This is a genomic window from Tangfeifania diversioriginum (assembly GCF_900141875.1).
In the GTDB taxonomy this organism is placed as follows: Bacteria; Bacteroidota; Bacteroidia; order Bacteroidales; family Prolixibacteraceae; genus Tangfeifania; species Tangfeifania diversioriginum.
Genome location: NZ_FQZE01000019.1, coordinates 70,298 through 83,990, shown reverse-complemented (window position 1 = coordinate 83,990; position 13,693 = coordinate 70,298). Strand labels below are relative to the sequence as shown.

Here is a 13,693-nt window from a genome sequence, read left to right as displayed (position 1 = left end):
GTACTGTGGTTATCAGCGTTCTATTCTTCGCTCCAAACCGTTCGTTTAATATAATCGGTATAGCTTACGATTATCCGGGCTACTTTATCACTCACATTGGGCATGGAGTAGTCGGCCACCTGCCGGAAGTTTCTTGTTTCGCCGGTTTTACAATAACATTCTATTGATTTGCACTGATTTTTAATAAGGTTAAGTTTAATTCCTCAGGCATCCGATGGGGACCACCCAAACGCCATCCTTCCGCCGATAAGCATATTGCCCGCCGGTGATGACCATTAGAAACGAAGCTTCGCCCATTTTATCTTCGTCGATCCGGGCCTTGAGCGCCAGGAGGTTTTCAGCAGCTTCGTCAATTTGTTTTTTACCAAGTTTCACTTCTATTGCGGCCCACCGGCCATTGCGAAGGCGCACAATCAAATCGGCCTCCAGGCCACTTTTATCGCGATAATGAAACACATCGCCATCGTTTGTTTGCGCATAAACCCGAATGTCGCGGGTACACAAGGCTTCAAACAGGAAACCAAAATATTGAAAGTCGTTTAAAATACCTTCGGGATTTGTTCGCAGCACTGCAGTGGCAACAGACGGATCGACAAAATGCCTTTTTGCTGAAGTTCGAATGGCTGTTTTTGAGCGTAACGAAGGTGACCATGCCGGTAGATCTTCTACCACAAAAATGCGGCGCAGTGCATTCAAATAGGCGCTTATTGTTTTGTCGGATATGGTTAAGTCGGTTGCTTCCATGTCGGCACTAATGGTTTGATAGGTGGCTGAGGTGGTGATGTTACGAGCCAGGGAACGCAACAGCAAACGCACCCTGTCGGGATTTTTCTCTATGTTGTCAACCTGCGACACATCGTAGTTTATTACTGCTTCCACATAATCCAATGCCATTCGCAAAGCCGGAGCATCGGGCATCTTAATACTTGCGGGCCAGCCGCCCCGGCACAAAACGAAAGCAATTTTTTCGATGCTTAAATCCGACATCGCCCCTGCATCCTCCTGTTCACCATTGAACAATGCGCGCAATGATACTGCGCCGTTCGACTCAAAAGACTCAAAAAGGCTCATGGGGCGCATCATCAGGCGCGATATCCGACCTGTACCGGTATGTGCAGTAACATTGTCTGAAGGTACAGCTGACCCCGTTAAAATAAACTGGCCTGGTTCAGCTCTTTTGTCCACTTCGAACCGAACAGCATCCCATAATACGGGAGCCATTTGCCACTCATCTATCAGTCGTGGTGTTTCTCCCTTGAGAAGTAAAGATGCTTTGGTATCGGCCATAGCCTGGTACGACCTTGCATTGTCGGGGTCTTGCATAAACAGCACACTGCGTGAAGCGTTGCTTGCAGTACTTGTTTTTCCGCACCATTTAGCCCCTTCAATGAGCACCGCACCTGCAGATTGTAATGCCAATTGCAATTCAGCATCGCATAATCTTGACAAATAGTTCATTCTGCTTATATTAAAATGTTTTTCATTTGCTGCAAATATCGTATTACTTCCGGATTTGGCAAGCTTACACTTCCGCGTTTGGCGCATTTTTACTTCCGTATTTGGCAAACATATATTGTCTTGAAAACATTAATATACTTCAGTTGAACCCGGAGTGAGGGGAAATTGAACACAGATTACACGTTTTTTCTGTTTCACAGTGTTACTCTGTGTAACTACACGCTCCAGACGGTACGTTTAATATAGTCAACATATCCCAGAATAATCCTTACCACCTTTTCACTCACATTTGGCATGGAATAATCGCCGACCAAACTGAAATTCCGTTCTTCGCCGGTTTTTTGGGTTTACAGTTGCATTAGGCCTTGCAGTATTCTTTCAGGATTTAATCCCACCATCATCACCCGACACCAAATATAATCATCTTCATAAATGTTGTACTAAAGGGTGTGGGGCCCGTGAAATAATCGCTTTGCGTTAAATCTCCGATTTATTCCACGGGATTCACCCCGTGAAATGATGCTACACATCAAAAACTTTGATTTTATTTCACAGGGTAAATCAGGTTAGCTTGTTAACATTTCTAACAGACTACCAGGCTAACAGTCTTAACCGTTTTTCACTTGTTTGCTTCAAACGGATGCTTTGCCAGCGGCAACCCGGCCAGCGGATGATAATCGCCTTTTAATCCGCGGGGTGTGGTATTTCGGATGTCGAACACGGTTTGGATGGCTTTTTGGGTGTCGCCAATACGGAAACCGTTACCTTGTAAAATATGTTCGTAGCTGCGGGTGTGCAGTTCAGTGAACCCGCCACTAAACTCAAACTCTTCGCCATCTACGGTTATGGAACGGAAGGTGCGCATCCCTTTGGCTTTTACCGGTTCCGGCAGAGTATCGCAGTTGATGCTCAGGAACCAGCGTACCCGTGCTTTTTCGAGGTGCAGGAACCCGGCAGCGCGGTCGTGTTCGTGCAGGTGCACCGTGTTCTCTTTTATGTCGCCAAAAATCCAGGTGAGCATATCGAAAAAATGTACGCCAATGTTGGTGGCCACACCACCCGATTTGCTTACATCGCCCTTCCAGCTGGTGTAGTACCAGTGTCCGCGGGAGGTGATGTAGCTCAAATCCACATCGTAGATCTTATTGGGATCGCCACTGTCAATTTTGTTTTTCAGTTCCACCACACTCGGGTGCAACCGTAGCTGCAAAATGTTGTAGATATTTTTACCGCTCTCCTTTTCAATCTCTTTCAGCATTTCCACGTTCCAGGGATTTAACACAATGGGTTTCTCGCAAATGACATCCGCGCCATTACGTAACCCAAAACGGATGTGGGAATCGTGCAGAAAGTTGGGCGAGCAGATGCTCACGTAATCGATGCCCGTACCTTTGCGGCGCAGTTTCTCCACGTGGCGGTCGAACCGTTCAAACTCGGTAAAAAAATCGGCTTCGGGGAAATGGCTGTCCATAATGCCTACACCGTCGTACGGATCGAGAGCTGCAATGAGGTTGTTGCCAGTGTCTTTAATGGCTTTCATATGGCGCGGGGCAATGTAGCCTGCGGCACCGATAAGGATGAAGTTTTTCATAATTTGTTGTTTTTGTTTTTTATTATCAGAGTGCTAAAAGTGGTGGGTTGCCCCTGCTGGCAGATTTTTCACTGACTGCCAGGTGTAGCACCCGCCGGAAGGTTACTTCCGTTCCCCGTTTACTAATCTGTGGTAAACCAGTGGTACAGTTTTTTTATCCCTTCTTCAATTTCGATGTCATGGTGCCATCCGAGGGCATGGAGTTTCGACACATCGGTAAGTTTGCGGGGCGTACCATCGGGTTTGGATGAGTTAAAAAGCAGGTCACCTTTGAACCCCACAGTTTTGGCAATTAATTCAGCGAGCGCTTTGATGGAGATTTCCCTGCCGGTGCCGATGTTGATGTGGGTGTTCCGGGTTTCCGAAGTCAATCCCCCTGTACCCCCCTTCTCCAATTGGGCCGAGGATAGGGCTACGTTTGTGAAGTTGATGTTTTGCATGAGGTAAATGCAGGCATCGGCCATTTCTTCGCTCCAGAGGAATTCGCGGAGGGGGGTTCCGGTTCCCCAGATTTCCACGCTAACAGGCGCTGTCATTCCGTGTCTCTGCGCGGGATCTGGTCCAGGTTGCTTGCTGCCCGGTTGCAGGAGATTCCTCTTTTCATTTGGAATGACAATTCCATATTTACTCAGTACATCTACTATTTTGTTATTTGAAGCTTCACCGTCAATTCCTTCTATCGGGCGTTTGTTGAGGTCGTGCCCAATGGATTTCCAGTCGCTGTTTTCGAGGCATTTGCCAAGGTGAATTTTGCGAAGCAGAGCCGGCAACACATGTGATTTTTCCAAATCAAAATTATCATTGGGGCCATAAAGGTTGGTAGGCATTACCGACAAAAAGTTGGTGCCGTATTGCAGGTTGTAGCTTTCGCAGAGTTTGATGCCGGCGATTTTGGCAATGGCATAAGGCTCATTGGTATATTCCAGCGGAGATGTGAGGAGTGCATCCTCTTTCATAGGCTGCGCTGCATTTTTCGGGTAAATACATGTACTTCCCAGGAACAGTAGTTTTTTAGTCCCGTATTTCCAGGCGTTGTGGATAACATTGTTCTGAATCACGAGGTTTTCATACAGGAAATCGGCGCGGTAGGTATTGTTGGCCATAATGCCCCCCACTTTGGCTGCTGCCAGGAAAACATGTTCCGGCTTTTCATCGGCAAAAAACTGTTCAACTGCATGTTGGTCCAGGAGATTGAGTTCCGTGTGAGTTTTTCCAACCAGGTTGGTGTATCCCTTTTGTTGCAGTTTTTTCCAGATGGCAGAACCTACGAGCCCCCGGTGGCCTGCTATGTATATTTTGCTGTTGTGTTCCATTTTATTAAAATTTTAAATTCTGCTTGCTTTATGGGTTTCCCTGGTCGTCATTCCGACCCGGAAAGTGGTGTTTTTAAATTTATTTTGCTGAATTATAACCCATTTTCTTTTCTCCGGATTTTAATTTGCATGGCGCCTCTTACCGGTTTTTCAGAAACCAGGATAAGGTATCCCCCACCACCGGCACCTGCCAGTTTCCACGCGAGCGTTTCCGGGGCATAACTGTCGATTACTTTTTTTATTTTGTCATCTATCATGGCAGGGAACAGGCTTGTTTGTGCCTTGAAAGAGTCCAGTAATGCTGCTGCAAAATCCGGAAGGTTTTTTTCAAGGATGGCATCCCATGCTTTTTCTGCCGCTGCCGTTAATTTTTTCACATTAGTGGTGTTGATGTTTGTATTTTTCAGCAGATCCAGTCCATGGGGCCGGGGCCAAAGCTGAACCATGTAAATGTGTTCTTCCAGCCACTGAAGGATATCATTATCGTGAACCGATTCGATTTTCAGTGGCCAGTAGGCGTTGTTGTAATAGTGCCGGACAAGCCCCGGCATGCATATCCCGATGGCATCCTGGGCACCAGAGATGATACTGGCATCCGGGTCGATCTCATATTTAAACAGCATTTCCGCCAGTTTTTCGGGTTTTTCGAGAGGCAGGCTGTGGGGCCATATTTTTTTTGCGGCATTACGGGTAGATGTGCTCATGCCACACCTTTCGTTGTATTCCACGATGGGTTCCAGTGAAACGGTTATTGCCCATCCCGGATGGTATTTTGAAACATAGGGCTGGTCGATCCATGTACCTGCCAGGTCGATGCGATAAGGAAGCTGGCATACTCCCGAAGAGCGGATAGAAGTTGTTGAGCGAGGAGGCAATCCGGCTTCAGGGATGCGCTCCAGGACTTTCAGCTCGATTCCCAGTTTATCGCACAATGATTTTTTTGCCGGAGAATACCCATCTTCGTTGACCACAAAAATATCGGGCATCAGTTTTTTCAGGTCCTCCTCAAAATCCATGAGGCCGTTTCCCGAATTGATAAATGCATCTTTAACAAAACGAACTGCTTTTACCATGTACAAGCGTTCCTGATCGCCGTTTACGGTAGGACGGCCCTTGAGTTCTTCAATGGTTGAATCGGAGCCGATGCCCACATAGAGGTCCCCATATTTTGCTGCTTCTTTAAAAAAAGCAATATGTCCACTGTGCAGCAAGTCGTAGCAACCTGAGACAAATACTTTTACCGGAGTATTGTTACGTAAATTATTCATAGCTGCTTATATTATAATTGTTGTGTACTTGAGAGTTGACAGGGTGAGCACTGAGACTTTGAGCACTGAGAGTACTTTGAAAATAGCCTCTTTCTCATCTTCTCACCGTCTTCTTTTCACGTTCTTATTCAAAATAATTCAGTGTCCGATATCCGCCATCGCGGAGGTAGCTATCTTTTTTCATCAGGTTGATATCCGATTGCATCATGTCGTTTACCAAAGCGGCAAGGTTGTATTGGGGTTCCCAGCCGAGTTGCTTTCGGGCTTTTGAAGCATCGCCAATGAGCAGGTCCACTTCTGTTGGGCGGAAGTACTGCGGATCGACGGCGATGAGAGCCCCTTCGTGGCCTCCCAGCGATGACGCGCTATGAAGGCGGTTTTTGAGGGCAGGGAGGTATTGCCCGCCGACTTTTTCATTGAAAATTTTTTCGTCGATGGAGGTGAGGTGGCCGGTTTCCTGTACGCCTTTGCCGGAGAAGGTAATTTGGAGGCCGATTTCAGCAGCGGCTTTTGTCACCAAATCGCGGATGGTGGTGGTAACGCCGGTGGCAATTACATAATCATCGGGCTGGTCCTGCTGCAGGATAAGATACATGGCTTTTACATAATCTTTGGCATGGCCCCAGTCGCGTTGTGCGGATAGGTTGCCGAGGAACAGTGTTTCCTGCATACCCAGCACAATGCGGGCAATGGCGCGGGTAATTTTGCGGGTGACAAAGGTCTCCCCGCGAATAGGGCTTTCGTGGTTAAACAGGATTCCGTTGCTGGCATGCAGCCCGTAAGCCTCCCGGTAGTTGACCGTAATCCAGTAGCCGTACAATTTGGCTACTCCGTATGGCGAGCGCGGGTAAAAAGGTGTTTTCTCGGTTTGCGGCACTTCCTGCACCAGCCCGTAGAGCTCGGAGGTTGAGGCCTGGTAAACCCGTGTTTTTTTTGACAGGCCCAGCAAACGAACAGCCTCAAGGATGCGGAGGGTGCCCAGCCCATCTGCATTACCAACATACTCAGGCGTTTCGAAACTAACGGCCACATGGCTCATGGCGGCCAGGTTGTAAATTTCATCGGGTTGCACTTCCTGGATAATGCGGGTCAGGTTCATCGAGTCGGTGAGGTCGCCGTAGTGAAGAATCAGGTTGCGCTTTTTCTCGTGCGGATCCTGGTAAAGGTGGTCGATGCGCTCAGTATTGAAAGAAGAAGCCCGGCGTTTAATACCATGGACAATGTATCCTTTTTTAATAAGGAACTCGGCGAGGTAGGCACCGTCCTGGCCTGTGATACCTGTGATTAATGCAGTTTTCATATTCATTATACTTTTTAAAGGTGAGACTTTCAGACGTAAGACACGAAACTGAGAGCGTGGGAGAAAATCTTACATCCGGTATATATGGATATTTGATATTTTGTTCTTTGCAGTACCTGCTTAAATTCAGCTTTGGTTTTCACTCCTCTTTTTTCCAGATCAATAGTGTGGAATTCTCCTTAAACAGGTATTGCATCTGTTCTTGTGTAAAGATGTAACAGACAACCTTTCTGTTAATTATACTTTCGGTTCTTTCAACCAGATTTTCAATGTGTGCCTTGTTGAGTTTACTGCCCACAAATGCAAGCTGAATAGTTTCAGATTCGATGCCATTTGCCAGCCGGCCAAATACATAAAGTGCCTCAAGGCGCTCTGTTTGTGTAGTAAAAATGTGCACAATCTGATCGATCCCCACCGTTTTGCGCATGATCCGGTTTAGTTCAGGATATAACGGATGACTTGTATTGGCCTGGTACAACCGCTTTCTTCCTTCGTACCTGGTGGAGATAAGCCCGGCTTTTACAAATCGGTTCAGTTCGACCCGTATCACATTGGACGACTCATCAAACTCATTTACCATGCTTTGCATATAACCTTCAATTTCCTCAAAAAGAAAAAACTTGGTAAGCAGTTTAAGCCGGGTTTTGGATCTGACAATCACATCAATCATAGAATCACAATTTAATATCAAGAAGGCTTAAAAAAAGCAGGGGAAGAATTGTAAAATAACCTCAAAGCCTTCTAAAACTGACAACAGAGATAAAACGCAATAAAAAACAACCAACACATTGACTAAAAAGGCATTAGGAGATAAAAAAATAACGAGCCAACAAAGCTCCGCTTCCTCAGTTACATTTTCAACAGTGTCCCTGTTAATTAACCCCAGGGTATATCGAATTTGCCTGATATAAAAATCACAAATTGATTAGCGTCCAAATAAGGTAAACGTAAATTTAGTAAAGAACTTGCAATTGATTGACAAAAAGTAATGGACAATTTGTGGACATCAGGAAACATTCCGGTCTATTCCCGCATAAAATTCATGCAACCAGGCGACTACCCCAAACAGGCCCCCTTTCAAACTTATATTCATAATTTGCCTGATATAGCCCTGAAGAAATCATACCATTTCAACAAAAAAATAATTAAATTCCCTGAAATTAATCCCTTCCGTCTATTATATTTCGGATTGATTAAAAGCAGAAGGATCTTAAATTTGGGTAGAAAAGTTACGGTAAAATAGCACACAAATCAATGATGCTTATATGTTCAGGCTGCCAATGAAATAGCTATAGAAGGACATTACTCATGGTTCCTTTTTCCAATATTGAGTGCATGAATAAATGAAAAAAAATCGTCTTCCTTTTTTAACCCCAATTTCTTTTTTACCCGGTACCGGCTTTTCCGGACGCTGTCGTCAGAAATACAAAACAAATCAGATAACTGCATGGTATTAAGCCCCATCAGGTGTGCGGAAATAAACACAATCTCATATTGTGTCAAGCCTGAAAAACGAGTGTTTAATTTTGAAATAAAATTGGGGTAGGCCTGGTTAAATTTTAGTTGAAATATGGTTTGGTTATTCCAAAGCATCGTGTGTTTCTTTGTTTTTCGTTTAAGGTCTGTTAAAATCTGCTTCGATTGCTTTTTCAAAGCGGGATTTTTGAGCTCCCTGTTTATTTCATTCCTTAAATCCAGCAGGGTGTTATTCGTTTCAATGGCATTAAAAGTTTCTTTTACCAATTCCATCTCTTTTTCTTTGAGTTGTTTTACCAATATCTCGTTTTTGGATGAAGCCGGGGAAATGAAACTGCCATTTTCATCTACTTCGTTGTGGATGTTTTGGGTTTTAGTGTTCAGCTGGTTTTCAATCTCTTTAACTTTTTGGTCAAGATTGCTTTCAATGCGGGAGTACTTTAAAAGCCGGGAAAAAATTGCTTCTACAAGTTCTTTGGGTGAAAAAGGTTTAGGCAGATAGTCATCGGCTCCCAGCTCCATAGCTTTACGGTAATTTTCTCTTTCCCGGAGTGCAGTCATAAAGATAAATGGCCCCCTGAGGTATCTATTATCCCGGGATAATTTTTTTAACACTTCGTATCCATCGATATCAGGCAGCCTGATGTCACAAAGTATTACCTCAGGGCAATTCTCAATGGCCAGCTCTACCCCCCGGATTCCACCTGAAGCTGTAATTACATCGAAGTTTTCATTCTGCAAAATTTCCGAAACCATTATCAGAACTGCTTCATCATCTTCTATTACCAACACCTTTTTCACCATAAATATTTTTATGATTTGGGTCACAAATAAACTTATACAAGCAATAAGAACTTATTCAAAAATACATCATTAATATTTTCAAGTCAACTAAAATCTCAAATCTGTTTTAAATAAAGCAATTGGGCACCGGTTTACACGAGCGGTACCCCCACAAGCAATAAAACATAAGAATACTTATTCGCACGAGGGCAAATTTAACACTATCTGCTAAAATTGTTCAATCATCAGGCAGAAACTCAATTACCATCTGGCGAAAATTTACGATACAGCCAAACAGCACAAAGGCATCAACAGCCAAAAACACCTGACAACTAATCCTTCCCGGCTGTAATTTTTGTTTCCCAACCGGAGATTACTGTACATAAGTCATAATAAATATGAATATCAATAAATGTTGTTAAGTGTGTTAATTTCATTTGGTTGACGTTGTCCGAAGCTTCGCACGCTGACAAGTTTGAGCGGAAACATTACCATAAACTTGTTACCAAATACTTGTCTTTACCCACCAAACAATTAGTAAAGGTCACGTCGGTACCGGATTGTATTGTAGCCCGCATGGTCTGATTTGGATACAGTGGAACGGAATACATCAATGAGCCGTAACGTATCTGGTAGGTAATATCGCTGTGATTGGTTACTTCGACAATTCCTTTTCCCGGGTTAATGACTTTAATTGACAGCGATTCACGAATGAGCGATTTTAAGAATTCTGGTTTCCCGGAAAGTGTATTGTTGTAACAAGCCACTGTTCTACCGGCAAATAAAGCTTCTTTCACGGCATCTTCAGAATATTCTTTGGCAAAAACCAATGTCATCGGACGCTGAAACCGTCCCCGGTAACTATTGGCGCTGGTATAATGCAAGTCGGTATTGGCAAATGGGGCAAGTTCAAAATCGTTGCACCAATCAATCACCTTAGGATAAGCTTCCCAGGCATTAAAAACCTCTACCCCATGAATTTTATTTTCAGCAATCAGCTTCCTGTGGATCGGGTAGATAGTGCTTGTATCGTTTGGCCAGCCTGGATGGTTCCACAAAATAAAGGCCCCCTGTTTTACCGCTTCGTCGATTGCATCGAGCTCATCCGCCACATCGAGTTTGTTGGAATCTTCGAGAAAAAGGGCATTAAGATGGCCGAGCGGCTTTTGGCGGGTTATTTCAGAGCCCTTAATCACCAACATTCCGATGGCATCGCCTCGTTTTTTTGCAATTTTATATGAGCTGTTAAAATCCCCGGATATAATATCCTTGTAAGGCCGGTATTCAATGTGGTCGGTAATGGCAATCACATCCATTCCTTCGTTCCAGGCTTCGTTCACCCGCTGATCCGGCCATAATTTTCCATCGGAAAAAACGGTGTGCACATGAAAATCACATTTCAGTGTTTTAAAGCCATCAATATCAGGGATATTAATATGGTAGCGGTAGTTCTGCTCGTGTAAATTCGGGAATTCAAATACTTCATCGTTACGAATTTGAGCAAATCCTGAATCAACAAAAAGTAACATGCAAAGGAGGAGAATAAAAAAAGTTGTATTCGTTTTCATTTTTTTTGTATTTAAAATTAGTTTGTTTTTTAATCTTCCAGGTTTAAACCGGACAGGACATGATACACACCGGAACCTAAATTTAACCTGACCTTTTCCTGCCCCTCAGAGGCATGCAGGTTTATTCCTTCTGGTTTTTCATCGTTAACTTTTACTGATTCCATATCATCGGTTGGCAATATCATCAGTGCTTCCACTCCCACGGGGATTTCAACATCCAGTTCCAGCATCTCCCCGGCCAGATTCCAGTTCACCATTAGTTTTCCATAAGGTGTTTCCTGCGACGTGTTGGCCCAGGTTACGCCATCGGGTATTTGCGGTTGAATGCGCACCTTGCGGTAGGTCGGAACATTTTCCACCTTCCGGATTCCTCCAACTGCCTGGTAAAACCACGATCCAATGCCGTTGTAGCAGTTGTGAATGCGGCTGCGGGCACCGTTCCAGTGTTCCCAGGTGGTGGTAGCGCCGTTGTCAATCATGTAGAGGAAACCGGGGTAATCCCGTTTTTTCAGCATGGAATACATAAAATCAGCTGCATTGTTTTCCACAGCCCATTCCGTTAAAACCGGCAATCCCACCAGTCCGGTTGCCAGATGTCCGTCCCAGGTCACTTTGGTTTCATGATACAACGCATTTTCCACAGCATCCAACTTATCCTCCGGAACCACGCCGGCAATCATCGGAAAAGCCAGGTCAATCTGCGTTCCGGTGGCATACGTATTGGTTGCTTCATCAAAAAATGTTTCATGAACCGTTTCCTGCAACTGTTGTTTTTTCGAAGCATACACACGGGCTTCTTCAGGCTTTCCAAGCACGTTGGCAATGCGTTCCATGTTGTCGAAACAAACGGCAATAAAGGAATTATTCACGAGGTCAACTGATCTTTCATCCGTCTGGTCGATTCCCTCCGGTGTAGCCCAGTCGCCAAGGTACCAGTTACGGTAATCAGTGTTGGGCCATTGTTTCAGCAAGCCGTCAACTGTATATTTTTCCACATACCCGAGCCATTTTTGCATCACCGGGTAATATTTTTCCAACACCAGCGTATCGCCGTAATTCAGGTAGGTATTCCACGAAGCGGTAATGATAAACCCGCACCAATAAGGACCTCCGCCTGCACGATACGGATTCGGGGCGGTGTGTGGCATTCCTCCGTCTTCGCGGATAACATCGGCCCAGGCCTGCAACCAGTTGTTGTACACCGGCGCCAGATTATACATAATTTGTGCCGTTAGAGTGGACGCATTTCCGTCGCCGCCATAGCCGAGTCGCTCGATTTGCGGGCAATCCACAAAATCACCCCCCATGCTCAGGCATTGCAACGTGTAAAACAGCATATCGTGAATGGCATTCAGATCGGGGTCGGAACATTCAAATGTTGCTGCCGGCTCAAAACCGGTATGAATCAAATAAGCTTTGATGGATCCAGCGGCCGGTTTCTCCTTCATCCCGGTAATGCGAATGTATCTGAACCCGTGGTAATTGAATTTATTGATAAATTTTTCGGTTGAATTTCCGGAAGCAATGTATTTATCCCACTGGTTCCTGTCGTTAAACCGCTCGCCATCGATTAAATGATCGCAATAATCCAGCTTAATTTCCTGTGCTTTTTGCAGGTTAGGAAAATGAAGTTCCACCCATCCGGTGAGGTTTTTTCCCAAATCCACCAGAAAAGTGTCGGGTGCAATTTCTTTGATTGATACAGGAACAATTGTATCGGTTATGCCATTTTGTTCGGTCATCTGCGGGCTTGCCTCGTGAACAGGAACATTAACAAAGGAAACCGGTTGCCAGGGATTTTCCGGATTTTCAGTTTGCAAATCATTTCCAACCAGTGTTCCATCCACAATCTCACCGCCAAATCGGTCGGACCGCCAGTTGCCATGCCGGGTGTAGCTGCTTTTTCTTCCCTGCCAGTTTTTATCCGTTGCCAAAATGATTTCCCGTTGGTTATTTTCAACTTTTTCCAGTTGCGCCCGCACAACAGGACCGTTGTTGACTACTCCGGGCAGGCCTTCGGTGTACCAGCCGCTACCCTGCCAGAGGATAATTTCGTTTTTCCCTTTTTGCAGCAGATCAGAAACATCGTAGGTATTAATAAGCGACCGTTTGTCGAACTGCGATACTGCCGGCGCAAGCACACCGTTGCCCGCTTTCTTCCCGTTTATGAAAACTTCGTGGTATCCCAGTGAATTCACATGCAGAAAATACCTGGAATCAGTTTCGTCCACTTCAAATGCAGAATAAAGCTGCGGGCACTCACGGTAACCGTTTTCGGTGTTGAAAGCGATGTAAGATGCCTGCCAGTCGTTTTCACTGAGCAATCCAATGCTAAACCGGGCAGGTTCGCTCCAGGCGGAAACATTTCCGGCTTCATCCCAAACCCGGACCTTCCACCAGGCAGAAGTACCGGAGTTCAACTTTTGTCCCCGATACGGTACAAAAATAGATGCAGAAGATTCCACCTTTTCGGAATTCCATAAATCGGCTTTTTTTTCGGTTAATTCCGAACGTTTAGCAGCAACCAGAATTTGAAAGGCTGTTTGTTCGGTACCATTTTTATCGCTGCTGATTTTCCAGCTAAAGCGGGGTGTAGTTTTGTCTATTCCCAGCGGATTTTGAAGACTTTCGCAACGAAGGTCGAATACTTTGGGGCTGTTTTTGACAAAACAACCGGTAGTTGCAAAAACAAAAAGTACTATAATAGTTTTAGTAATAAAATTTGTAGAACGAAACAGGTCTGTTTTCATACTATTTAAATTGTTAATTTTTAAAGGTATAGTATGCGCCGCAGGCATCACTATAAGACTTTTCAATTGTCTATCGGCATTAACCTTTGTAATTTCAAACTTCGGTTAAGGCTCAGTTTGAAAAACAATTGGTATTACAGGTCCAATTAATCCCGATGATTCATAGGCTTGATTCTTTGTCCAACT

At 44.7% G+C, this 13,693-nt stretch carries 9 protein-coding genes; all 9 read right to left on the bottom strand.

The genetic code is table 11. From position 1 onward, the window contains the following. Positions 1-195 precede the first annotated feature (195 nt). The gene (locus tag BUC07_RS12750; RefSeq protein ID WP_073170098.1) at positions 196-1,458 is read right to left on the bottom strand and encodes an ATP-binding protein; all 1,263 of its coding nucleotides are present in this window, start codon (positions 1,456-1,458) and stop codon (positions 196-198) included. 619 nt (positions 1,459-2,077) lie between these two features. Continuing rightward, on the bottom strand, positions 2,078-3,049 hold the full coding sequence (locus tag BUC07_RS12740; protein ID WP_073170057.1) for a Gfo/Idh/MocA family oxidoreductase: 972 nt from the start codon (positions 3,047-3,049) through the stop codon (positions 2,078-2,080). Positions 3,050-3,171: 122 nt separating this feature from the next. After that, a complete protein-coding gene (locus BUC07_RS12735) occupies positions 3,172-4,362 on the bottom strand; it encodes a GDP-L-fucose synthase family protein (protein WP_073170055.1) in 1,191 nt (396 codons plus the stop codon). Between the two features lie 92 nt (positions 4,363-4,454). Beyond that, positions 4,455-5,630, bottom strand: a complete 1,176-nt coding sequence (locus BUC07_RS12730) for an FAD synthase family protein (protein WP_073170053.1) — start codon at positions 5,628-5,630, stop codon at positions 4,455-4,457. Positions 5,631-5,754: 124 nt separating this feature from the next. Then, positions 5,755-6,930, bottom strand: coding sequence for a GDP-mannose 4,6-dehydratase (gmd, locus tag BUC07_RS12725; protein WP_073170051.1), 1,176 nt, complete (start codon positions 6,928-6,930; stop codon positions 5,755-5,757). Positions 6,931-7,069: 139 nt separating this feature from the next. After that, positions 7,070-7,600 carry a hypothetical protein gene (locus BUC07_RS12720; protein ID WP_073170048.1) on the bottom strand — a complete coding sequence of 177 codons (531 nt, stop codon included), beginning with the start codon at positions 7,598-7,600 and terminating at the stop codon, positions 7,070-7,072. Between the two features lie 632 nt (positions 7,601-8,232). After that, positions 8,233-9,210, bottom strand: coding sequence for a response regulator (locus tag BUC07_RS12710; protein WP_073170044.1), 978 nt, complete (start codon positions 9,208-9,210; stop codon positions 8,233-8,235). 467 nt (positions 9,211-9,677) lie between these two features. After that, positions 9,678-10,757 (bottom strand): PHP domain-containing protein, encoded by a 1,080-nt coding sequence (locus BUC07_RS12705; RefSeq protein WP_083578242.1) that lies wholly within the window; start codon positions 10,755-10,757, stop codon positions 9,678-9,680. 29 nt (positions 10,758-10,786) lie between these two features. Then, positions 10,787-13,507 carry an alpha-L-rhamnosidase gene (locus BUC07_RS12700; RefSeq protein ID WP_073170040.1) on the bottom strand — a complete coding sequence of 907 codons (2,721 nt, stop codon included), beginning with the start codon at positions 13,505-13,507 and terminating at the stop codon, positions 10,787-10,789. Positions 13,508-13,693: the final 186 nt, after the last annotated feature.